The 22,937-nt window shown below is 58.4% G+C and carries 15 protein-coding genes; 7 read left to right on the top strand and 8 right to left on the bottom strand.

Features of this window, described 5'->3' with window-relative positions; genetic code table 11:
- Positions 1-409: aldehyde dehydrogenase family protein (locus tag JAO29_RS02535; RefSeq protein WP_334266595.1), on the top strand; the 409-nt coding region annotated here is incomplete at its 5' end.
- An 836-nt stretch (positions 410-1,245) separates the two neighbouring features.
- Here JAO29_RS02535 and JAO29_RS02530 read toward each other — a convergent pair.
- On the bottom strand, positions 1,246-1,527 hold the full coding sequence (locus JAO29_RS02530; protein ID WP_334266594.1) for a hypothetical protein: 282 nt from the start codon (positions 1,525-1,527) through the stop codon (positions 1,246-1,248).
- 261 nt (positions 1,528-1,788) lie between these two features.
- On the opposite strand from JAO29_RS02530, the gene JAO29_RS02525 reads away from it, so the two are divergent.
- On the top strand, positions 1,789-2,448 hold the full coding sequence (locus tag JAO29_RS02525; protein ID WP_334266593.1) for a TetR/AcrR family transcriptional regulator: 660 nt from the start codon (positions 1,789-1,791) through the stop codon (positions 2,446-2,448).
- Between the two features lie 923 nt (positions 2,449-3,371).
- Here the strand turns inward: JAO29_RS02525 and JAO29_RS02520 are convergent.
- Both JAO29_RS02520 and JAO29_RS02515 read right to left on the bottom strand, forming a co-directional pair.
- Positions 3,372-4,478: a hypothetical protein gene (locus JAO29_RS02520; protein WP_334266592.1), complete on the bottom strand. Its 1,107-nt coding sequence runs from the start codon at positions 4,476-4,478 to the stop codon at positions 3,372-3,374.
- 62 nt (positions 4,479-4,540) lie between these two features.
- Positions 4,541-6,745 carry a TIM-barrel domain-containing protein gene (locus tag JAO29_RS02515; protein WP_334266591.1) on the bottom strand — a complete coding sequence of 735 codons (2,205 nt, stop codon included), beginning with the start codon at positions 6,743-6,745 and terminating at the stop codon, positions 4,541-4,543.
- 194 nt (positions 6,746-6,939) lie between these two features.
- Between JAO29_RS02515 and JAO29_RS02510 the strand changes: the two genes are divergently transcribed.
- A complete protein-coding gene (locus JAO29_RS02510; protein ID WP_334266590.1) occupies positions 6,940-9,234 on the top strand; it encodes an FAD-dependent oxidoreductase in 2,295 nt (764 codons plus the stop codon).
- Positions 9,235-9,249: 15 nt separating this feature from the next.
- Complete coding sequence (locus JAO29_RS02505) at positions 9,250-10,494, top strand: MFS transporter (RefSeq protein WP_334266589.1); 1,245 nt, start codon at positions 9,250-9,252, stop codon at positions 10,492-10,494.
- Positions 10,495-10,574: 80 nt separating this feature from the next.
- On the opposite strand, the gene JAO29_RS02500 is transcribed toward JAO29_RS02505, so the two are convergent.
- The 4 genes from JAO29_RS02500 to JAO29_RS02485 all read right to left on the bottom strand — a co-directional run bounded on the left by JAO29_RS02500 (position 10,575) and on the right by JAO29_RS02485 (position 18,086).
- Positions 10,575-11,300 carry a DUF72 domain-containing protein gene (locus JAO29_RS02500; protein ID WP_334266588.1) on the bottom strand — a complete coding sequence of 242 codons (726 nt, stop codon included), beginning with the start codon at positions 11,298-11,300 and terminating at the stop codon, positions 10,575-10,577.
- Positions 11,301-11,344: 44 nt separating this feature from the next.
- Positions 11,345-13,069, bottom strand: a complete 1,725-nt coding sequence (locus tag JAO29_RS02495) for a glycoside hydrolase family 2 protein (RefSeq protein WP_334266587.1) — start codon at positions 13,067-13,069, stop codon at positions 11,345-11,347.
- Positions 13,070-13,150: 81 nt separating this feature from the next.
- A complete protein-coding gene (locus tag JAO29_RS02490; protein WP_334266586.1) occupies positions 13,151-16,660 on the bottom strand; it encodes a TonB-dependent receptor in 3,510 nt (1,169 codons plus the stop codon).
- 397 nt (positions 16,661-17,057) lie between these two features.
- Positions 17,058-18,086 carry a LacI family DNA-binding transcriptional regulator gene (locus JAO29_RS02485; RefSeq protein WP_334266585.1) on the bottom strand — a complete coding sequence of 343 codons (1,029 nt, stop codon included), beginning with the start codon at positions 18,084-18,086 and terminating at the stop codon, positions 17,058-17,060.
- 297 nt (positions 18,087-18,383) lie between these two features.
- Here JAO29_RS02485 and JAO29_RS02480 point away from each other — a divergent pair, with 297 nt between their 5' ends.
- The gene (locus JAO29_RS02480) at positions 18,384-19,799 is read left to right on the top strand and encodes a hypothetical protein (RefSeq protein ID WP_334266584.1); all 1,416 of its coding nucleotides are present in this window, start codon (positions 18,384-18,386) and stop codon (positions 19,797-19,799) included.
- A 97-nt stretch (positions 19,800-19,896) separates the two neighbouring features.
- Here the strand turns inward: JAO29_RS02480 and JAO29_RS23350 are convergent, their stop codons facing one another.
- Entirely contained in the window at positions 19,897-20,403 is a 507-nt protein-coding gene (locus tag JAO29_RS23350) for a hypothetical protein (RefSeq protein ID WP_442886294.1), read from the bottom strand.
- Between JAO29_RS23350 and JAO29_RS02475 the strand changes: the two genes are divergently transcribed.
- Positions 20,374-20,613, top strand: coding sequence for a hypothetical protein (locus JAO29_RS02475; RefSeq protein WP_334266583.1), 240 nt, complete (start codon positions 20,374-20,376; stop codon positions 20,611-20,613). The two genes, JAO29_RS23350 and JAO29_RS02475, sit on opposite strands and share 30 nt — an antisense overlap.
- Positions 20,614-20,862: 249 nt before the next feature.
- Positions 20,863-22,776 (top strand): amino acid transporter, encoded by a 1,914-nt coding sequence (locus JAO29_RS02470; RefSeq protein ID WP_334266582.1) that lies wholly within the window; start codon positions 20,863-20,865, stop codon positions 22,774-22,776.
- Positions 22,777-22,937 lie beyond the last annotated feature (161 nt).

The raw sequence follows: 22,937 nt of genomic DNA, 5'->3' as shown, positions 1-22,937 counted from the left end.
AGTTGAGACGTGGGTCAAAGAAGCCATCGACCGTCCCGGGAAGCTGTTGACTGGTGGGGCGCGCATCAGTAGCACAGTCTTTCAGCCAACTGTGATTCTGGAGCCGAGTCCTGCTGCACTCGTTTCCCAGCAGGAGGTCTTCGGTCCTCTTCCCTGCATCTACGGTTATGCCGATCTTGAAGATGCCATTGCCTGCGCAAATAATCTGCCTTTCGCGTTTCAGGCAGCAGTGTTTACTAGCGACATCCATGCCGCCCTTACGACGGCGCGACTGCTCGATGCATCCGCAGTCCTCATCAATGACCACACTGCGTTTCGAACCGACTGGATGCCCTTTCCGGCCGGCGCCAGGGCTACGGTACCGGTGGTATTCCCCAAACCATGCGCGAAATGCAGCATAACAAGATGATCGTGTTCCGGTTGTGAGTTTCGTCCGCACATCCGAGGAGAAGAATGTGAGCAAACAGAGAATACATGCCCTTAGATTGATTCCCTGGACCAGCCCAGAAATCACACATGCGGTTGTGCGCATTCTGAAGGCGACTAGCGCCAAGTTTGCCGGGAAAGCGTTTGAGGTGGATGCGGATGCCTTTACGCGACACGGGGAATATATATATTCCGGCATTGAATGTCTTGAAACTGTCGACCGACCTCCCGCACACATCCCAGAAACAGACTGTCGGACAACTTCATGATGATTTCTTTGTGGATCACGTCGATCTTCTTGTCGGCAGAATGATTGCGTATCTACCGGCATCAAGCCCACGAACCTGATTGGGGCCTTTGATGCATCTCAGCGAAGGCAACTTCCTACCGTCGTCAGATGTTTCGCGTAGGCATCTTTGATCGTCCGCTGGTACAGACGCCGATTGACTTCAAAGCTGGTGGCCCAGCGTCGCCGTGGACCGGCTCTACAAGAAGGGACTGGTGAGCCGCGTGGAAGACAGCTCGGATCGACGCGTGCGAACAGTATCACTCACTGAAAAAGAGCGGGCTCTGTTCGTGCCGTTGTTCAAGATGCACACCGCTCTGCTGAAGCGGGCGTTTGATGGGTTGACTGCCGATGAGCAAAGACAACTGGGAGAGATACTGAAGAAGATTGGCAAACGCGCGGAAAGCTGGGTGAGAAAGCGGCAGCATCGAGTTAAGGCGATAAGCAGCATGGTGAAATTGCGGGCGCCTAGGGAGTTTTTGCGATTGGGTATGGAGAGCGGCAGCAGAGCTCTTGAGGACCGCAGTCTATTTTCATGCACTGTGAAGAATTCCTCCGTTGCTCCACACGAGGAAAGCTGAGACGGAGCATGCGGTAATTTCACTCATTTCGGGGAGCTCATTTTTGCAGCCTGAGAGACGTTTCTCGAAGAGTTCAATCCATTTTTCGGCAACAAAGAATGCGATCTCCTCGCCGTAGGATGCACACACGCGATGGTAGAGAGCAGAAAGTGATTTTTCGGCTTCGTTAGCGTAGGCCGCCAGTGAATCATCGACCTCCCAATACATCTCGGCCATAATATCGGTGTTTGACATTACATCCTCCGAAGGATCGTTGCTGGATGAGGTTCGGACGCTCTGACTCGCTTCCTAAGAGCCCGGTGATCCCGCAGGGGCTGAACAAAGGCAGGCTTGGGTCGCGCTTCATAGAAGGAATGATTCCATCCATGGCTGCTCATCTATCCTTTATTGGATAGAATAGTACCATGAGGTACCGTACAATAAAGATGAAGATGATTGCTCCTGAGATTCAGCAAAGAAGCCAAATTTTTTCACGGGCAATAGAATGAGGTGGATATGCCCAGACCGAAATCGGCCGGACTTGATCCGGAACAGGAAGAGAAATTGCGGACGGATCGCCTGCTGGATGTCGCTGCAGAGGTGTTCCTGGAACTCGGTTACGAGGGGACCAGCACCGCTCTGATTGCGGAACGCGCGCACGCTTCGAAGCAGACATTTTACGCTCGATTTCCGAGTAAGGAAAAACTCTTTCTCGCGGTCATCGACCGGAAGCTCGATGAGGTGTTCCAGCGTTTTCAGTCGCTGCTGCAGCCAGAGGGCCCAGTGCGCGGAGTCCTGCTTGACTTCGGGAGAATTGCACTTGAAGTCTTGCTCTCACCGGAACACGTAGCGCTGGTACGAATCGTTCAAATGGAGGCCAATCGCTTTCCCGAGATTGGCAAGTCTTTCTATAAGAGTGGTCCCGGCCGTGGTTTGAAACAGCTAGCCGGATATTTCCGGGAGCAATCCCGCCGCGGCACACTGGCGATCGAGGATCCAGAATTGGCAGCGGAGCATTTTCTCGACCTGGTCGCCGGTGGATTCCTCAGGAAGATGTTGCTGCGCGTCGACGAAGTACCCTCAAAAAAGCTCCAACGATATAAAGTGCAAGCGGCAATCGAAGTCTTCTTGAGAGCCTATTGCAGAGTGGAAAAGTTCGCACCCACAGCCAAATAACACCATGCTCCGGAAAAAACGGGGAGGGAGCGGGGAATAATCAGAGCCCGCTGGCCGACATAGGAAACGATACTCGACCGCGAACGGCAATTCCGGCTTTGATAACGGTTTCCCTCTCTCTCGAGACGGATGACTTCTGGCGAGACTTGGCATTCCGGCAAATGCGCCGTGCGCTTTTGTGAAGAGCCCCGAGAGGAGAGTTACGGCACATCGCCGTTTTTGACCATTTGTTACGGAACCGTGGGGACCCATTGCAAGTCAAACACTGTAAAGTCCGCAAGGTAGTCCGAGCTGCGCCGATTGCCGCAAATCCGTTCACTCCTAGACACCGGAATGCTCAACTGCTGCGTACAGGGCAATGCACTCATTGAAAATAGATTGTACCCTGCTGCGGTGATTGGTCCTTACAAAGACGGCTATCGTCGCACCCGTGGACACCCCGCGTTTTGAATAATCACCGTAAGCTCTGGGTTCTTCAATTACTTGCTTAAGCGGCTGCCTGAGACCTCTGCCGAACCCCTGCAGAGGTCGGAGATGGGCGGCTGTTGATGCGACCTGCAGGGAAGCTGATGTTGTCAGACCGCCGCCTCGGAGACAGGTAGTCGGATCTCAATCTCCGCTAAGTTCAAGACACTTGGAGAATCAACCGCCAGGGAGGGAAAATTCGTGCAACAGAATCATTCTCTGCTTTCCTTCCCAATATGAATCCTTTGGATTTTCGCGTATGTTCTGCTTTTTTCTACGAAGAAGAGCCAGAGAGAAGACTAAGTGGCGGTGGATGCAGTCTGGAGCGAACCGCTCTCCAGCTGAATTCCCCTTATCAGGGAAAAATACAGGGATTTCTGACACTTTCTATCACGAATGCCTCCCTTGCGCCGATAACCTATTGAATTCATTTGTTTATACCGTTTTCACCCAAATCCCTACCGCAATAGAACAGGGATTTTGTTTTTAGATATAAGGGAAATTCTATTTGGCAATCTGGGAAGTTCATCGCCAAAACCCGAGTAAGCCGCAGACGTTTCGGGTTGTGCCGCTGAATTTGGGCGCAAGAGAAGGTGGTCACTCAGCGGGGTTATCTCGACGGATTCGATGGTGTAGCCGGCTTGTTGGGTGAGAGGACGGAAACCCTCAACACCGCGTGGATGCAGGGCGAAGCGCATGGTTTTGATCTGCTCCCGGCGGATGGGAAGGTTGCTGGTGACGGAGCCGACGACCAGTTTTACGCCGCAGCGGAGTGCCCGCAGGTTGGCGACGATGGCCTCGTCGGAGCCGTACTCGAAGAGCGCGCCCTCGGAGGAGGCACCAACGATAGCGTTGGACTCGATAGAGGCGAGGAGGTCTTCGAGGACCGAAACGTTGTTCCAGTCGTAGGCTCGTCGATCAAAAGTAATCCCGAGTTTCTCGAGAGGTGCGCCTGGGGCCTGAAGAGCGCCGACGGCACTGGCACCGAAGGACGGGCCATTGGTATCGAGGTCGCAGACGTGAATGGCGATGGAACGGTTGAGCAGAGTTGCGTTTCGTCGAGAAAGAAAGAGCAGAGCGTTGAGGCTGTCCATCGCGGGACCACCGCCAATGTTGATGAAGTGCAGTGGAGCATTGGGGGAGGCTGCTAGCAGCGGCTCGAGACCCTCGGCCAGCATGGTTGCACAGTGCTGCAGGCGTAGACGCACGAAGCGGGCGTGCGGCGAACCGGCGACGCGCTGGTCTAGGGATGAGGTGAAGCCGTCGGGCAGATTATCAGGGCCCAGCTTCATGATGTAGGTCGTCAGGCCGCCGAGGAAGGAACCTGTGGGTTGACTAAGGGCACGCAGCAGCTGCGACTGTCGCGCTCCGAGCTTGACAAAGATGCGGCGCAGGAAGATAGGGCCTTTCGCGTTCTTCTCCTCGGTCAACTTGTACTGCTCGGTGAGTGCGGCTCGTGAGGCCGAGTCGTCCGCAATGGCGAAGGCGGGGTGGGTGAGGTCGATGACGGGGAGCTCGAGGCCTTCGGGTGCGGTGGTGTAGACGATGCCTGGTCTGTGAAGCAATAACCCTCCTCGGCACTAGATGAAAGACCGCCTTGAAGAGAATACATCCCCAAGGCCGTCGGCTAACGTTTGCTCGTCACTTTGTAGGTCTCTCCGGCTTTCGGTTCAAAAGAGACCGCATGGCCAAGTGTGGTGGTGGCGACGGCTTTGCCGGCATTGTCTTTCACGACGAGCGAAGATGGTTGCGTGCCGACTTCTATGTCGAAGACGTTGACAGTAATGGGGGTTGTGCTCGCGGGCAGGGTGAGTTTTGCGGTGGAGGTCTTCGCTACTGGATAGATGCAGAGGTAGAGTTTGCCCTGCTGCTGTTCGAGTGTAATGCCGGAGCCTCCGATGAAAAGCGGCGACTTGTCGGCAGGCAGCGCGAAGTCCTTCAGCGTCTGCTTGCCGGGATAGATCTTTCCGGTCTCGAAGTCCATCCAGTTGCCGGCTGGCAGATAGACGTCCCGCGACTGTGCGGTCTCGTAGTCGTTGCCATAGAGAGGCGTAGCGAGCATGCTGTCGCCAATGAGCCACTCGTAGCCACGCGTGGTGGCGTTCTCACGGCCATAGACGTTGGGATCGTCGGGGAAGGCGATGGGGAGGGGGGTCATCGTCCAAGGGTAGCCGTCGTTCGCGAAGCGCCGTGCGTTGGAGAAGAGATAGGGCGCGATGCGCTCGTGGAGTTTCGCGGCCTTGAGCATGATGGAGGCGGTCGGCGCGGAGAAGGTCCATGGCGGTTCGCCCATGCCCATGCTTGAATGCATGGCAGCCCACATGACGTTGCGCTGCATATAGGTCTCCATGCGCGCCGTGCGGCCCGTGCCAAAGCGATTTTCACCAAAGGTGCCGCCGACGATATCCGGGTAGACGAGCGGGAAGCCGGAGTAGGCGAAGGCGAGAGCGTTGACCGGGCCGCGGTCCTGATCCTGGTTGTAGTTGAAGTCGTTGATGCGATGCAGATCGCCGTTGGAAGAGAGGTAGCCGTTGCGCTCGATGATGAGTTGGTGCTGCGCCATCAGGCGGTCGTTGGTTGGGTCGACCTTGTCGTCGCGCAGGTCGTACTTGCCGTAGCCGTAGAAGTCTTCTTTCCAGCCAGAGATGCCGTAGTCCTGCCACTTCTTAACGAGGGATATGTACCAGTTGAGAGCGGCGGGGTAGTGTGCGTCAAGGAGGTAGTAGGGCAGCTTGGGCCAGCCTCCGGTAAAGGACTGGGCATTGCCGTCCCTGTCCTTCAGAAAAAAGCCGTTGGTAAGGCCCTCGTTTGAGTACGGCCCGTCGGTGATGAAGGTGATGCGGAGGCCGAGCATGACGGTGAGGTCTTCGCTGCGAAAGTGCGCGATCATGCCCCTGGGGTCGGGATACTTGTCGCGGTCCCATAGGCCGAAACTGGTGGTCTCGTGCATGGAGTCGGGCTTGGCGGGCCAGAAGCCGGAGCCGATGACGACCCACTTGAGCGGATAGCCGAGCTTGAGGTAGCGGTCGATGGAGTCAGTGTCGGTCTTCTGGTTGGTCTCCCAGCCGAGCGCGCCGAAGGCCTCCCAACCGACGCCGAAGGCTTCGTACTTGGGCATGAAGATGCGGTAGCCAGAGGCGTTACGGGCGTCGAGGTACTGCTTGTAGATCTGGTGCGGGTTGCCGAAGAAGTAGTGGAGGGTGACCGTGCCGTTGTTCAGTTGCTGCACGCCCTGGATGATCTGCTCGCCGGAGGTGTGGACGATTTTGCGGTGCGGGTCGATGAGGAGGACGGCGAAGCGCTGCCTCGGATAGATGACGAAGTTGCTGACGAGGCGCGAGATGCCCTCGCCGGAGAGGAAGGCGTCGTTGGTGAAGCCGGTGACGTCGGTGTTGAACTGCTTGTTGGCGAGGGTGGAGAACTTTGCCTGTTCGACGGCATGGTCGGCGAGACCGTATGCGGGCGCAGCGCCGCCGGTGACGAAGCGGACGTCGGTAAGCGGTCCGGTCGAGGTGAGCGTGAGTGTGGCGTGATGCGGCGCGAGCGCGAGGGTGAGGCTTAGCGGCTTGCCGTCGGCGGTGGTGGCGTGGACGGTACAGGGGGAGGCGGTGCAACGCGACGTCCCGGTAAGCTTGACAGGTTGGCCGCCGATGAGGAGGCCTGCCTTGGAGTCGGGGAAGACGATGGGTTTGCCGTCGAGGGCGAAGCTGTAGCGGAATCCATTGGTCTCGGCAGAGAAGGCGATGCCTGAGCTTTGCAGATGGATCTGCTGAGTATTGCCAGTGATACTGGCTGCGAAGAGGCAGACGGCAAAGAGGGCGCTTTTCTGCAAGGCTCCATGGTCCTTTCGAAGGCTACGCGAGGCGTGGCATGTTCCATTTGAAAATCAACAATTCTGGACAGGTTTAGCGGTTAACATGTACTCTTTCCCATGTTCCATTGGCAAGTAATAAATCCGCAGGTTGCGCCGTTCGGTCTATCGCTGACGACGGGCCGGGCCGGCCGCTGAAAGATTGAGAAGGATTAATGAGTGACAACGGCAACGTCGGGAATGCCAATGCAGTGCCAGTAGCGCGAGAGCTTCGTGAGGAACGGATTGCTGCGGAGCTGGTGGTGGCGGGCGGCGGTCTGTCGGGTGTCTGCTGCGCGATCACGGCGGCGCGAGCGGGGCTGCAGGTGACTCTGGTGCAGGACCGTCCGGTGCTGGGTGGCAATGCATCGAGCGAGGTGCGGCTGTGGATCCTGGGTGCGACCTCGCACATGGGCAACAACAACCGTTGGGCGCGCGAGGGCGGCGTGATCGACGAGCTGCTGGTGGAGAACATGTGGCGCAACCCGGAGGGAAATGCGATTGTTCTCGATTCGATTGTGCTGGAATTTGTGCTGCGTGAGGAGCGGATTCGGCTGCTGCTGAATACGGCGGTCGATGAGATTGAGACGGTCGGAGACGGCGCGATCAAAAACGCGACGGCGTATTGTAGTCAGAACCAGACGCGTTACAGGCTGGAGGCTCCGCTGTTTGTGGATGCGACGGGCGACGGTCTGCTGGGGTTTCTTTCGGGGGCGGCGTTTCGCATGGGCGCGGAGGCACGCAGCGAGTTTGGCGAGTTGCTGGCTCCTGAGACAGAGCAGAACACGCTACTGGGGCACTCGCTCTATTTTTACTCGCGCGATACTGGCAGGCCGGTGACGTATGTGCCGCCGGCGTTTGCGCTGAAGGACATTACGCAGATTCCGCGATACCGCGAGCTGCGCGTGACGGACTCGGGGTGCAGGCTGTGGTGGCTGGAGTATGGCGGCTCGCGCGATACGGTGTACGAGACCGAGGAGATTAAGTGGGAGCTGTGGAAGGTCGCCTATGGTGTGTGGAACTACATTAAGAACTCGGGCGAGTTTCCGGAGGCGGAGACGCTGACGCTCGAGTGGATGGGGACGATACCGGGCAAGCGCGAGAGTCGTCGCTTTGAGGGCGATGTGATGCTGACGCAGCAGGACGTGGTGGAGCAGCGGCAGCATGAGGACGCGGTGAGCTTTGGTGGATGGGCGATCGACCTGCATCCTTCGGATGGCGTATACAGCGCGCAGCCGGGATGCACGCAGTGGCACAGCAAGGGCGTGTTTCAGATACCGTATCGCACGATGTATAGCCGCAATGTGCCGAACCTGTTTCTGACGGGACGGCTGATCTCGGCTTCGCATATCGCGTTTGGTTCGACGCGTGTGATGGCGACGTGCGCGCACAACGGGCAGGCGGTTGGTATGGCTGCGGCGGTATGTTCACGCGATGGGCTGCGGCCCCGTGACCTGCTGGGACCGGAGAGCATGCGGGAGCTGCAGCAGGAGCTTCTGCGTGCGGGGCAGTTTATTCCCGGTGTGCTTGTCGACGATGTGGCGGACAAGGCGCGCTCGGCAATGGTGAGGGCGACGAGTGCGCTGGAGCTTCGCGCGCTGAAGCCATCGGGTGAGTGGACGGTGCTGGACAAGCCGATGGCGCTGTTGCTTCCGGTGAGTGCCGGTCGCGTGCCGGTCGTTACAGTTTCGTTGCGAAGCGAGCGCGAGGTGACGGTTCGCGCGGCATTGTGGGCTTCCGCGCGCATCGGCAATACGACGCCGGATGTGTTTTTGGCAGCCACGGAGTTGACGCTGGGCGCGGGCGAGCAGGAGGCGGAGCTTCGGTTCGATGCGAGGGTCGATGCCCCGCAGCACGTGTTTTACATGCTGCATCCGGCGGAGGGTGTCTCCGTGGCGCTTAGCCAGGAGCAGGTGACGGGCGTGCTGACCCTGTCGCAGAAGATGAATAAGGCGGTGGCGAAGAGTCTGGTGCAGACGCCCCCCGAGGGGTCGGGCATCGATACGTTCGCCTACTGGCTGCCGGAACGGCGGCCGGTGGCGCGCAATCTTGCGGTGACGATTGAGCCCGCGTTAAAGGTATTTGACGCAACGAATGTAAGCAATGGCGTGGCGCGGCCGTGGTGCGGTGTGAATGCTTGGGTTCCTGCGCGTGAGGATGCGCGACCCGCGTTGAGGCTGGAGTGGAAAGAGGCGCAGACGATTCGCGAGATCGAGATCAGCTTCGATACGGACTTCGATCACCCCATGGAGTCGGTGCTGATGGGACATCCGGAGCGGGTGATGCCTGCATGCGCCACGGAGTTTGAAGTGTGTGCGGCAGGCGCGGGCGTGCTTGCCCACGTGACGGAGAATCATCAGACGCGATGGAGCCTTCGGCTGGAGAGACCGGTTGTGACGAAGGAGCTTTCGATTGCCGTTCTTGCCCATGGGGCCGCCCTGCCTGCGATCTTTGAAGTACGCTGTTACTGATCTTGAAGGAGCGGCATGAACGAGTGTGAAGGAAGGCTCTCCCGGCATCAGTGGGGGATCATTGCGCTGCTCTTTACGGTTTCGCTGATTAATTACTTTGACCGGCAGAGTTTGTCGGTGGTGGCTCCGCGATTTCAGGCCGAGCTTCATCTGGACGATGCGGGCTATGCGCACATCGTCAGCCTCTTTCTCTTTGCTTCGGCGGTGGCATACGGTGTCTCAGGTTTCCTCTCGGACTGGCTGGGCACGCGGAGATCGATGACGCTGTTTGTGGGCTGGTGGTCGCTGGCGGAGGCGGCTACGGCGTTTGCGTCGTCGGTGTGGATGCTGGCGCTGGCGCGGTTTTGCCTGGGGTTGGGAGAGCCGGGTTTGTGGGTGGCGGCTCCGAAGGCGGTGGGCGAGACCTTCGACCACAAGCAGCGCGGGCTTGCCGTGGGTATCTACACGATGGGGGCGACCGCGGGCGCGATCATTGCGCTGCCGGTGATCGTTGCAGTGACGACCCATCTGCCGTGGCGCTCGATCTTTTTGATCGACGGCGTAGCGGGGCTGCTGTGGATCCCGTTGTGGCTGTGGTTCTATCGCGAGCGTGAATCTGCGGTAACGGTGAGCAAGGCTGCAAGCGCGGCGAATACGCGGGAGGTGCTGCGGAGAAACTCGACGTGGAGGCTGCTGATTGCGCGCAGCCTGACGGACCCTGTGTGGTACTTCTTCCTGTTCTGGTTTCCGAAGTATCTGAACAGCGCGCGCGGCCTGCCGATGACACAGCTCGCAAAGATCGGCTGGGTGGTTTACCTGGGCGCGGGGCTGGGGACGATTGCGGGAGGCCTGTTGTCGCGGCGGTTGATACGCTCCGGCATGAAGGTCGGGCTGGCGTATCGCTACACGATGCTGGGGGCGGCGGTGCTGGTACCGCTGAGTCCGCTGGCGGCCCTGGTGCCACATTATGCGCTGTCAGTGCTGATCGCTTCGGTGGTCGCGCTGGCGCACATGGCTTGGCTGGTGACGCTGACGGCGACGGTGATCGAGCTGTATCCGGCGAACCAGGTGGGCAAGGCTGCGGGACTGATTGCGATGGGCTCGGGGTTCGGCGGCATGCTATCGAGCGAGATCGTGGGCTACCTCGTGACTCATGGAGGGTACACGCCGGTGTTCTTCCTGATGGCGGTGCTGCATCCGATTGCGATTACGCTGCTGTGGCCGGTGTTTCGTCAGAGCCGGCCCGCCGTGACGGATATTGCCGCGGTAAAGATGGCTTGAGGGTTTCGGGATTCAGCGCGGAGAGGACCAAAGTGCAAATGCGGGGGCTCTCGCTGCGCTCGGAATGACACCGTGAAGTATTATCCCGGGATCTTTTGCAAGAGCTGCAGCGCGTTGGCCGTGGCGTGTCCGTGTGCGGTGTTGTCGAAGATGCACCAGGCGGTAGCGGAGGAATGCTTTGAGATGAGCGAGGCGATGCCGTCGAGGAAGGCGTCATCGTAGCTGGAGTAATACATGCGCGGCGAGCCGTGAAGACGGATGTAGACGAGGGACGGATCGCCGCCTGGGGTGAGCGAGGCGGGGCAGATGGGTGGATCGACTATGACTCGTGCGATGCGGAGATGACAGAGAAGCTGTTCGGCCTCGCTGCTGAACCATGTGGGGTGGCGTGGTTCGATGACGATCGGGCCGTCCGGGTACTCGGTGCGGATTGTCTCCAGGAATGCTGGGGCGCGGAGCGGATCGAAGCTCTGCGACGGGGGCAGCTGAATCAGCAGAGGGCCGAGGCGTTGACCGAGCGTGCGTATCTGATCGAAGAAGGGCAGGAGGTGTTCGCGCTCGCAGACGAGGCTGGAGTCATGCGTGATGGCCCGCGGCAGCTTGACTGAGAAGCGGAAGTCCGGCGGTGTGGACTCCGCCCAGCGTGCCCAGGTTGCGGGCCGATGCGGGCGGTAGAAGGTGGTGTTGATCTCGGCGCAGTGGAAGATGCGAGCATAGCGCTCAAGATGAGAGCCTGCTGACGAGAACTTCGGTGCGTGAGCGGTTGGGATCGACCATCCTGCGGTGCCGATGAAGATCTCGCGCATGCTGCCTGCTTGGATGCACGCAGGCAGCGATGCGGTGAGGAGAGTTAGGGGAGCTCGGTCTCGAAGAGCTTCTGCACGGCCTTCCAGCTGTCGCGGCGCTCGCGGTCGATGTTGACGACACCCCAGGAGCGGATGCCGTTTGCCGGTGTGCCTTTGATGAGCGAGCGGTAGTCGTTCCAGGTCCAGAGCGAGCCGCCGATCATCCAGGGACGTTCTTTCATCGCGGTGACGGCGTCGGTGATGTCCTTGATACGTTCAGGGTCGTGCAGGCCGGGCTCACCCATCTTGCCGAATTCGGTGACGAAGATGGGCTTGTTGGGGTAGAGCTGGTGGACGTGGTCGAAGCGTTTGGCATAGCCGCCGTAGGTGTTGATGGAGACAAAGTCGGAGTATTGGCTGGCCTCGTCGGCTCCGGTCTTGACGGCAGGATCGCCGGTGTAGCGCGAGGCGAAGGTGATGAGGCGCGTAGGGTCGAGCGAGAGGGTGTAGGCGCGCATGTCGCGGGTCCAGTCGCGGCCCTGCGGCGTGTAGGACTCGTATTCGTTGCCGACGCTCCAGGCCACGACGGAGGGATGGTTCCAGTCCTGCTCCATCATCTCTTTCATCTGCTTCTTGAAGCGTTCGCGGACGCCGGGGTCGGCCATCTGCCAGGAGCTGAAATTCCAGTTGCCGGCCTCGGGGATGATGAGCATGCCGTGCTTGTCGGCAAAGTCGAGCAGGTAGGGCGGCTGCGGATAGTGCGCGATGCGCATCATGCGCATGTTGTCGGCGAGCATGTCGGAGAGGTCGCGCTCGAGGATGGCGTCGGACTCGCGAAGACCTTCTTTGGGATCTTCGCCGACACGGTTGGCACCATAGAGGTGGACGGTGTGGCCGTTGAGTTTGAGCTCGGTGCCTTCGACGCGGATCTCGCGCACGCCGATGTTCGCGGTGAGATCGTCGTTGGGGATGGAGAGCTCTGCGGTGTAGAGGAAGGGGTCGCGCAGGCTCCAGAGATGCGCGTTGCGCAGGGTGCCGGTCCAGGTGACCTCGGCATCGGCGTTGGCTGCGAGGCGCGTGGGCTTGAGGTGGACGGGAAGCGTGGCGATCTCGCCCTGTACGGTGGTCGTTGCGGCCGATGAGCCAGCATTGTGCAGCCAGGCGCGCAGGTGAATGGTCGCGATGCCGGTCTTGAGGTTGGGCTTCGTGTCGATCTTCATGTTGCGGAGGTAGACGGCGTCGGTGATGACGATGCTTGCGGGTCGCACGATGCCGCCGTAGGGCATCCAGCCGACGATGGTGATGCGGTTGGCGGTGCCGTAGGGGCCGGGGTGGTCGATGGAAGGAACACCGGCAGCGAGCGCGGGGATGGAGGTGAGCGTTGGAGTGTTATCGACCTCGATGCTGATGTGGTTGACGCCTGGCTTGAGGAGTTTGGTGATGTCGAACTCGAAGGGGGTGTAGCCGCCTTCGTGCGTGCCGATGTGTTGGCCGTTGAGCCAGACCTGGGCGACGTCGTAGACGGCATCGAAGTGCAGGCGCGCGATCTGTCCGGGCTTGAGCGTGGGTGCATCGAAGTCGCGTTCGTAGAGGGCGTGGCCGATGTAGCGGCGGTACTTCTCGTCGGCGGGCCAGCTGTGGGGCACGGTGACCGGCTCGGCTTTTTCGGCGAGCGTGGTCTTGAAGGTCCAGCCCGGGCCGTCGAGCGAGATGCGTTCGGCGGCGTGAGAGGCAAGCGACAGTGCAGGGACGACAAGAGCGGCAAGGGCGATGCGAGAGAGTCGGTTCATTTCGTCCTCAATTGGAGCAGATTGTGCAGATGAAAAAGAAGGGCAGAGCGAAGGCTCTGCCCTTCAGGGAGTGCTATGGGTTTAGAACAGCAGCTTCGCGGCGAGCTGCAGCGAGCGTCCATCGGCTGCGGTGGTAATCGTTCCGAACGAACCGTTGGTGTTGCCGCCTCCGCCGACACCGTTGCCGTTGACGACAGGATTGGCCGCAGCGGAGAAGGTGGTATTCGGAAGGCCGAAGTTGGCGTGGTTGAGAACGTTGAAGGCCTCGGCGCGAAGTTGAATCTTCCAGCGTTCGGTGATCTCCGTGGTCTTGAAGATGGAGAAGTCGAAGTTCTGCGTTCCCGGACCGCGAACGTTGGCGAGCGTGCGTGGCACGTTGCCGAAGGTATAGTCCGAGGGGTTCTGGAAGGCCGCCGTGTTGAACCACTTCAGAGGCGTGGGGTTGGAGAGCTTGACGTTCTGCCCCGGGACGAAGTTGGGACGGGTTGCGGCGTTGGCCTGAGAGTTGGCACCGGTGATGGTGAGCGGCGTGCCGGTCTGGAAGACGGCGATCATGTTGAGCTGGAAGCCGCCGATGGCGCGGTTGACCCAGGCGTTGTTGGAAGAGAACTTCTGGTTGCGGCCGAAGGGCAGGTTGTAGAGAGCGCTGACGGTGGCGCGCTGCGAGACGTCGGCCGGGTCAAGCGAGTACTCCGCGCGGCGGTTATAAACGTTTTGGTAGCCGTTGTTGGCGGCGATCCCGTTGAGGTAGGCGAGAGGCGAGTTGACGCTGTCATCGAGTAGCTTGCTCATGGTGTAGCCGAAGAGCAGGAGAAGGCCGTTGCGCGCCTGACGTTGTGCGGATAGCTGAAGCGCATCGGAATGTAGATTGCCATCGTGCGGGTTATATACGGAGATCGAGCTGTAGTAGGGAAAGGGCAGAAGCGACTGCGCCCGTGTGATGGTGGCGCCGCCAAGGGAGCCGGGCACACGTCCGGCATATGGATTTGGCACAGCAGCCTGAAGCACGGTGCGACCGAGGCTGAAGTACTGAGGATTAAGTGAGTTCATGTTGTAGCCGCCCGCGGGCACATGAACGCCGTGGTTCCCGACATAGGTGGCCTGCACCACGACGGAATAAGGGATCTCACGCTGGATGCTGAGGGTGTACTGCTGTGACATAGGAGACTTCCAACGAGTGGGGTCCTGATATCCAGGTGACTGGCCAAGAAAGCCGAGAGGACCGAAGGCAGAGCCGAGCGGTTGCAGTGGATCTGTCGGGAAGCCATTCTTGAACTGGAAGGCGACAAGACGAGTATCGTTGCCTGCGGGGTTGTAGTTGGTGTTGGTAGAGGAGAAGCCGTTGGTCTGTCCGGTATAGATGGAATTGAAGAAAAGCGGATAATACATGCCGAATCCGCCGCGGACGACGGTCTTGCCATCGGCCGTGGCCTTGTACGCGAAGCCGATGCGTGGCCCGAAGTCGGTAAAGCTTTCAGGAACGAAGTTGCGTCCGATACCGCCGGTGTTGGCGTACTGCATGGTGCCGGTGAAGCCGTTGGACGCCGCGATGGGGTTGAAGTTGCTGTAGCCGTTGTTTTGCTCGAAGGGCTGTTGCTGGTAGTCGTATCGCAGGCCGAGGTTCAGCGTTAGACGGTCGCTGGCCTGCCAGTCGTCTTGGAGGAAGAAGGAGGTGCTGATGGCGCGGTCGGTCTCGCCGGTATTGGTGGTGATAGCCGCGGTGCTAACTGCCCCGGCGAGGAAGGTGGCGTAAGAGTAGCCGGTATTCGTGGAGCCCGCAGGAGCGGCGGCGCCGGAGGGATCGGAGGTAAGACCCGCGGCGAAGCTAAAGTTTCCGGAGGGCGTGTTGCGCTGAAGATTGGAGCCAATGTTGTAGCGCAGGTCCGTGCCGAAGGTCAGTGTGTGGCGCTTAATGACTTTTGTGATGGTATCGGTGATCTGCGGAAGGGTGTACGTTCGAAGCCCGATGGTCTGCACGGAGGCGGGCAGGCCGTTTCCTACGGTCGGCAACGCGAAGTTGGGAACGTTGGATGGAAGACCGAGCTTCGAGGGCCAGTTGCCTCCCGCACTGACGGCCTGGAAGGGAAACTCCTGGCGTTCCACGGAGAGGCGAAGGTCATTGATCAGCGAGGAGGAGAAAGTGTGGGTGTTACCGGCGAGGATCTCCTTGGCTACATAGGTATCGTAACGGTTGGCCACAGTGGGATCGGGATAGTAGGTGCCACCACCGGTGCCGCCGTTGGTGAAGTTGTTGTAGTAGGCATAGCGAACGAAGACGGTGTCCTTGTCAGTGAGGCGATAGTCGATTCGGCCGAGAGCGTTGTACATGTTGCTGATGCCCTTGTTGGCGAAGAGGAAGTTGTTCGTGTTGGTGAAGGCGTTCGAAGGCGCGACGTTGGGCAGCGGATAGAAGGTGTTCTGGTAGTTGACGGCTACGGGATCGAGGTTCGTGATCTTGTTGTTCGCATATGGTTGACGAGTCGCGATGCCGTTGGCGATGGTGGTGGTGTAGGGGTTGTAAAGTTGGATCTTCTTGCCGCTGGCGTCGGCCAGACCGGAGAAGTCACCGGTGCGCTGTGCGAGCGTGGGGACAGAGAGATATTGCGGGTTGGACTGAATGAAGCGGTAGGTCTCAAAATTGCCGAAGAAGTAAGCGTGATTGCGAATAAGGGGGCCACCGACCGCGCCGCCGAACTGGTTGTAGCGTTGGACAGGCTTGGCAAGTGGCGGACGGGCGAAGTAATTCCGTGCGTTGAAGATGTCATTGCGCAGGAACTCGTAGACGGAGCCATGGAAGGAGTTGGTTCCGGAACGGCTGACAAGGTTGACGACACCGCCGAGCGTGAAACCATACTGCGCAGAGAAGGAACCGCTCTGCACTTTGAACTCCTGGATGGAGTCTGTGTTGGGGTTGACTGCGATCTCACCGGTTGTGGTCGAGAGATTACTCTGGCCGTCAAGGATGTAGGAGTTCGAGCCAGTTGGCGAACCGTTGATGGAGATGGCAGAGAGGTTTGTACCGCGATTGGCGAAGCCGGACTGGCTAACGGTGGTGTTGATGCGCACGCCTGGCGTCAGTGTTGTAAGAGCGATCGTGTTGCGTCCATTGAGCGGCAACTCCTGAATGGACTTTTCGCTGACGACGGCGCCGAGGGTAGCGGAGGTGGTGTCGAGCACAGCCTGTGAGGCGTCGACCTGGACGGTCTCGGTAGTGCCGCCGACCGTAAGCTGCACGTCGACTTCAACGCGTGCGCCCACAGTGAGTGTGACGCCCTCAGTGACGGAAGTTTGGAAACCCTGGCGCGTGACGGTGACGCGGTAGTTGCTGCCGAGAAGCAGCGGAGGTGAGTTGTAGAAGCCGGCATCGTTCGTTGAGAGCGTGAACTTGTTCTGTGTATCGACGTTCTGGATTTCAACCTTGGCGCCTTCGACGGTTGCGCCAGTGGAGTCTTTTACGGTTCCGATGATGTTGCCTGTGCCCTGCTGCGCGACTGCGGTGATTGCTGTTCCGAAGATGAGCAATAACAGACTGAGCAAGAGGTACAGAGTAAGTTGCGGACGTCGTTGGCCATTCCTCAAAGAGTTAAACATGCGTGCTCCTAGCGATTCTTTCTTTGTTTCTGGGTTTTCATCGATCTTGTAAGCCGAAACTCGAACGGCTGTGGGCACCGTGACGGTGGATTCCGAGCTCCGTAGCCTGTCCATTGCGCGCGAGACGGACCCTATGCCGCTGAGGAGGAGGCGACATGGAGGCTGGTTGGGAGTTGCGAGGACATTGTTTGAATTCATTTAGAGTTAATCGGTTAACGTACGGCGGGAGAGTAGATTCGCCTGTTGACGGTTGTCAAGTGGTTTTCGCGAAGGGGTCTCACCCGGTACGGAAAGTAGATTCAGCTCTGCCGTAATGCTGTGCGGACGGGAGTCTTAGACGCCGCAACGGACGCGACGAGGCGCTGAGTAGCGTTGTGATGTCGGAGAGGAAAGCCGTTCAGGCCGTCGTGCCCTGAAAGAAGGTAAAGGGAAGAAGAATGCGTTGCGGCTTCTGCTCGGGCAGCTCGATGGAGTCGATGAGTATGTCAGCGGCGAGTTGACCCATCTCGAAGGTCGGGATGAAGAAGGCCGTGGGGCGTGGGCGTAGGCCTCCAGCATTGGCCGAGTTGGCGCGAGCGAGGATCGCGACGTCGCCAGGAATGCTAAGATGCCGCGCGTCGACGTAGTCGTACATGTGGACGAGTAGCGAGTCGTCGGCGGTGAAGATGGCGGTAGGACGGTCCTTCCGGCGTAAGAACCACTGATCAAGGATGGTGAAGGCCTGCGTCTGATCGTAGTTGCAGCAGCCGATGTGTTCGGCCTTCAGCTCGAGGCCGGCCTCGGCCATGGCGCGGCGCAGGCCTTGCAGCAGGTGAATGTGTGTGGGCAGGGTAGGCAGCGAGCTGAGGAACGCGATCCGGCGATGCCCGTGATCGACCAGGTAGCGGACAGCCGCTTCGGCGAGCGCCGCGTCATCGACGCCGACATAGTTGATGGCGGCGCGGCCATAGTAGGAGTTGATCATGGTAAAGCGGATTCCGGCGGCATCGAGCCCGTGGACGGTGTCGTTGATGTCGCGGGTAGTGCAGGAACGCGTGTTGATGAAGATCAGCCCGTCGGTGAATTTGCTCTCAAGGATCTGATCGCGGGTGGCTCGTCCGGGGCGGCCGGAAGGCGAGTAGATGAGCAGGTTGTAGCCGCGGCGCATGACAGAGGCCTGAATGCCGGAGAGCGCCTGTGCAATAAACTGGTTGAAGAAGATAGGGTCCTTCATCGGCACCATGAGGCCGAGGAGTCGAGTGCGGCGTTCGGCGAGTGCCTTGGCAAGCTCGTTGGGGGAATAGCCGAGGTCCTGCGCGATCTGGCGTATGAGTTCGCGCTTTGCGGGGCTGACACGCGTGGTGTCCTTATTGTTTAGCGCAATGGATACAGCAGCAACGGAAACTCCTGCCCGCCGTGCAATATCGGAGAGCTTAGGTGCTGGCATGAACGATGTGCTCCGTATGCGATGGACTGCTAGATGGCTTCAAGTCTAAAGACATTTCATTTCACCGAATACTCGTTTCGTTTTCAGCCGCGCTATGGGATTTAGCGAAGCGCAAGGGCTAATTTTACATTCCAGCGTTGGCGGGGGAGACAACATGGATCGAAGCAAAGCAATTGCCCTTGGATGAGTAATTCTTATTCCTCCAATAACTTTTCCTTGCCACGCACCTTCTTAACCGAGTACATTTCCGGAGACTCAAGTTAACCGATTAACATACCTTAGGATTTGATAGGGATCATGACACTTCTTCGCCGCTCCGTCTCGCGCCGCAACGTTCTTGCTTCCATCCTGGGCACCACAGGTTACGCTGCCGCGCAGAGCTTCCTCCCCGGCATTCCCAACGTCGGCCTCAAGTCCGACACTGACCCTCACCGCACCGAGTGCGGCGTCGGCGCGCTGATGCCTTGGGCGGACGGACTCTACGCCTCGACCTACAACTCGTCTGGGCAGAAGAATTCCGGCACCGGCCTTGGTCTCTACCGGATCGATGACACTCTCAAGCCTAGTCTGCTCGATGTGCATAACGGCGTATACGCCAATCGCTTCATTCATCATGCCTCGAACCAGTGCATCATTGGGCCGTACATTATCGACTCCGACGGCAAGTGGCGCCGCATCGAGGAGCTCGTCCCCTACCGGCTCACCTCCACCATGCCGCACCTCACCGATCCCGAGAACCGCGTCTACTTCCAGTCCATGGAAGGCCACTTCATCGAATTGGACATCGCCACGCTGAAGACGCGTGTGCTCAACGACCTTACCAAAGAGATGGGTATCAACCTGCAGCCGCACTTCAAGGGTGGCTACACAGCGCAGGGCCGGGTCGTCGTCACCAATAACGGCTTTTTCCAATACGGCGAAGACCAAGGCGGCCTCTTTGAGTACGACGGCAAGACGTGGCGGCGCATCTCCAGCAAGCCGCACATGGATGTCGCCGCTCGCCAGAACATGGGCAATGTCATGTTTGCCACCGGCTGGGACGAGCGCTCCGTGCTCTTCCACGCCCTCGTCAAAGGCGAGTGGCAGAACTACCGCCTTCCTAAGGCCTCACACGCCTTTGAGCAGGCATGGCAGACGGAGTGGATGCGCATCCGCGAGGTCGAGACCGAGCACTACATGATGGACATCCACGCTATGTTCTACGAGCTGCAGCCGTTGGCCTTCGAGGATCACATCTGGGGCATCAAGCCCGTCTGCCAACATCTGCGCATGGTGCCCGACTACTGCAGCTTCCGCGGCCTGCTCGCCGTTGGTGGCAACGAGACTACGCCCAATGTCGACAACAATGCCGTGCTCGGCCAGCCGCAGAGCGGCGTCTGGTTCGGCAAGACCGACGACCTGTGGAGCTGGGGCAAACCGCAGGGCTGGGGAGGGCCGTGGCGCAACGACATGGTCACCGCCGGCAAGCCCTCCGACCCCTTCCTCTTCACGGGCTTCGACAAGAAGGTGCTGCACCTGATCTCCGAGAAAGCCGCCTCCGTCACGATCGAGGTCGACTTCCTCGGCAACGGCACCTGGGCCAAGTACGAGACCGTCAGGCTCACCAGCGGCGAGTACAAGCCCATCGTCTTCCCGGAAGGCTTCAGCGCGCACTGGTGCAGGCTAACACCGTCTGCCTCGTGTAAGATGACCGCCGAGTTCATGTTCACTTAGTGAACGCTGCCGGCCTTCGCAATCAGATGTTCGACCTTCGTTCAACATCCCTTACTTTTACCAACAGCGAGATGCCGGAGCTAGCTGAGTGTGCCACTCATGTCTTCGAGTTGAAGTTTCTGGGGGAACGTCTAGAGAACTCCGCGCCCATCGACTCTCCAAATGTCATCAATGTGTCCTCTTGAGCGACGTGCAGATAGTCATGCAGGTTCACCGTCGGGTCGCAGTGGGGCTTTTCGAACTTCACTACGCTGCCGACTGGCAATTGGCATGCGACCTCCGGAAAGGTAAGAAGTCTAGGTTCATCGCCAAAGAGGGCGTAAGTCGTTCCAGTAGGCGCTCCTGCACCAACTTTGGGCAGTGGCCCATTCGTAGCGAAACTTTTCAGCCCTGCATCGATGGTCGCTTGACCCGACACATTGCTACTGACAACAGTGCTTTGGAGGAAGAGCGCAGTGGAGAAGATGGCGCCTTCCCCGAGGGGACGGCGTTGTATTCCACGTCCATAAAGATGTAACTGCCGGCCTGCTGCTCGGTCAGAATGCCTTCGCGGCAGTCTATGGCGAGAGTTCCAGTGCCACCACTGCTTATGATGGCAGAGCACGACATGAGGGTGGTTGCCGCGAGCGACTGGGTTATCGATATTGGACCCCGCGCAGGAGACGAAGGCGCTCGCGTGGTTGCAGCGGGAACGCCCGTCGAACTGTCCAAAGTATCGGAGAGCCGTACTGCAATCTATTTGGCACGTTTCCTGAACCTTGCCGAGAGCAGCTTGCACAGCTTGCCGCGCAATCAGGTTCCCCGCTCGGCATAGCAGTTTCCCGTCTAGCAGCCGGTTTTCGGTTCTATCGCGTTGAGAGTACGCTCCTTACGCGCGTGTAACCTCCACATCAATAATCGATTTTTCACTTCCTCGCCGCCATCACTAGATCTGATTCAAGCTGAATTTCATGTCAGCCCGAACTTTCCGGTTGAGGCACATTCAGGCCATGCCTGCTCTGCATGCAGCGAAGTCTCAGTTTGAGCAGCGCTACGCAACTCAATTGCCGCATCTCAACCAGATATGACCACAGAGACCGTCGCAGACCTCCGAGCAACCTGCGCTGACTGGCTGTTGTCGGACATCCGCTTGCCTAAAGGGGTCCAAGGTCATCCTGAGCCGGAGCACGCATGGTGGCGGGTGATGTGTCTGACGGGAGTCGACTATTTCTCTACACTTGGATATCAACCTGGGATTGCTTTTCTTGCCGCCGGTCTTCTTTCGCCTATCGCGACTTTGGTGCTCGTCCTGGTTACCCTATTCGCCGCCCTTCCTCTTTATAGTAGGGTTGCCGGTGTAAGCCCAAATGGACAGGGATCGATCGCTATGATGGAAAACCTTTTTCCGCAATGGGGCGGCAAGGCGTTTATTCTCATTCTCTTGGGTTTTGCGGCAACAGACTTCATAATCACTATGACCCTTTCGGCAGCCGACGCGGCAGCTCACTTCATTCACAATCCTTATATCCCGCATTGGCTCTCCAACCAAATGGCAGTAACGTTGTTTTTGCTTGTGTTGCTGGCTGGGATATTTCTCAAGGGGTTCAAAGAAGCTATAGGAATAGCGGTCGTTCTCGTCGCGGCGTACCTCCTCATGAATGCGGTGATTACAGGGGTTTGCTTGGGAGTCTTGTGGAAACATCCCGAATTGTTCGCAACTTGGAAGCGAGCGGTTTGGATACAACATCCTAGCGTGCTAGGCATAATCGGCTTATCTCTGATTCTGTTCCCAAAACTTGCCCTAGGACTTTCAGGCTTTGAAACCGGCGTAGCCGTCATGCCTCTTATCCGAGGCAAGAATCTGGAGAGTCGGGTCCGCAACACTCGAAAATTGCTCGCGACTGCTGCTGGCATTATGAGTGTTTTCCTGCTGCTCACCAGCGTGATCACTTCGTTTCTTATTCCGGCAAAACAATTTGCAGAGGGTGGCGAAGCGAACGGTCGTGCAATGGCATACCTTGCCCATCAATATCTAGGGAACGGTTTCGGCAGTGCTTATGATGCCTCGACGATCCTCATCCTGGCCTTTGCCGGTGCGTCGGCTATGGCTGGCCTTCTTAATTTGATACCTCGTTATCTGCCGCGTCTTGGTATGGCTCCGGAGTGGGCACTCGCGTCAAGACCGTTAGTTCTGGTTTTCATGGGTATCGCGACTCTGGTAACGATTCTGTTTCATGCTGACGTCGATGCGCAGGGAGGTGCATACGCAACCGGCGTACTGGTCCTAATAACCTCTGCTGGCGTAGCTGTGACGATCTATCTCTGGCGTACAGGAAGCATTCGATATGCTTTTCTCTTCATTACGGCCATCTTTACCTACACCACGTTGCTAAACATCTATGAGCGGCCCGAAGGTTTGAAGATTTCCTCAATGTTCATCGTCGCTATCATTGCCAGCTCACTGCTGTCGCGAGCTTTGCGATCTACTGAGTTGCGGATATTGAAGGTGGAACTTTCGAAAGAAGCGTCCGCCCTTTTGAGTGAGGACGAAGATCAACTCATTCGTGTTGTCGCTCATTCCCCAAAGCCAGGCGAAATTCAAAATCAAATCAACGAGCTTGATTCTATTGACGCATTCGTGCGCGGCAGGTACGGGCTCACATCCGAAGAATGTATCTATTTTCTTGAGGTTAAGCGTACTGACGCATCTGATTTTCAGCATACTCTCTGTGTTGAAGGGTGCAGGGTAGGAAAGAACCGCCTGCTGTGCGTCCAAAGTCCCGTGGTGGCCAATTCGATCGCAGCATTACTCATAGAACTGGAAAATCATACCGGAAAGCTGCCACATGTGTACTTCAAGTGGAAGGAAGGTAATCCGGTCGCTAACATATTTCGTTTTATTTTTTTGGGGGAAGGCGACACGGCCCCGCTGACACACGAGGTCCTGCGTAGGGCGATAAAAGATCCGAAGCACAGACCTGTCGTCCACGTGAGCTAATTGCTTGCAGCGGGTGCAGAGGCCGCGAGCCGTCGTAGTCGGTCCATCTACAGAAAATTGGCATCTCATAAAAAATGGTGTGCCGTCTGAAGTCGAGCCTCGGTGGCGGGGTACCTTGCGCGCTTTAGCGCCCGTCAAGGGTCTCCGCTGCGCTGCGATGA

Source organism: Edaphobacter sp. HDX4 (assembly GCF_036877565.1).
Lineage (GTDB): Bacteria > Acidobacteriota > Terriglobia > Terriglobales > Acidobacteriaceae > Edaphobacter.
Note: the sequence above shows the minus strand (reverse complement) of the source record. Positions and strands in the feature narration are given on the sequence as shown.

Bases quoted from the DNA above. Each gene is read 5' to 3' on its own strand.
- JAO29_RS02530 (WP_334266594.1), bottom strand. From the start codon at position 1,527: ATGTCAAACACCGATATTATGGCCGAGATGTATTGGGAGGTCGATGAT.
- JAO29_RS02525 (WP_334266593.1), top strand. From the start codon at position 1,789: ATGCCCAGACCGAAATCGGCCGGACTTGATCCGGAACAGGAAGAGAAA.
- JAO29_RS02510 (WP_334266590.1), top strand. From the start codon at position 6,940: ATGAGTGACAACGGCAACGTCGGGAATGCCAATGCAGTGCCAGTAGCG.
- JAO29_RS02505 (WP_334266589.1), top strand. From the start codon at position 9,250: ATGAACGAGTGTGAAGGAAGGCTCTCCCGGCATCAGTGGGGGATCATT.
- JAO29_RS02500 (WP_334266588.1), bottom strand. From the start codon at position 11,300: ATGCGCGAGATCTTCATCGGCACCGCAGGATGGTCGATCCCAACCGCT.
- JAO29_RS02495 (WP_334266587.1), bottom strand. From the start codon at position 13,069: ATGAACCGACTCTCTCGCATCGCCCTTGCCGCTCTTGTCGTCCCTGCA.
- JAO29_RS02490 (WP_334266586.1), bottom strand. From the start codon at position 16,660: ATGTTTAACTCTTTGAGGAATGGCCAACGACGTCCGCAACTTACTCTG.
- JAO29_RS02485 (WP_334266585.1), bottom strand. From the start codon at position 18,086: ATGCCAGCACCTAAGCTCTCCGATATTGCACGGCGGGCAGGAGTTTCC.
- JAO29_RS02480 (WP_334266584.1), top strand. From the start codon at position 18,384: ATGACACTTCTTCGCCGCTCCGTCTCGCGCCGCAACGTTCTTGCTTCC.
- JAO29_RS02470 (WP_334266582.1), top strand. From the start codon at position 20,863: ATGACCACAGAGACCGTCGCAGACCTCCGAGCAACCTGCGCTGACTGG.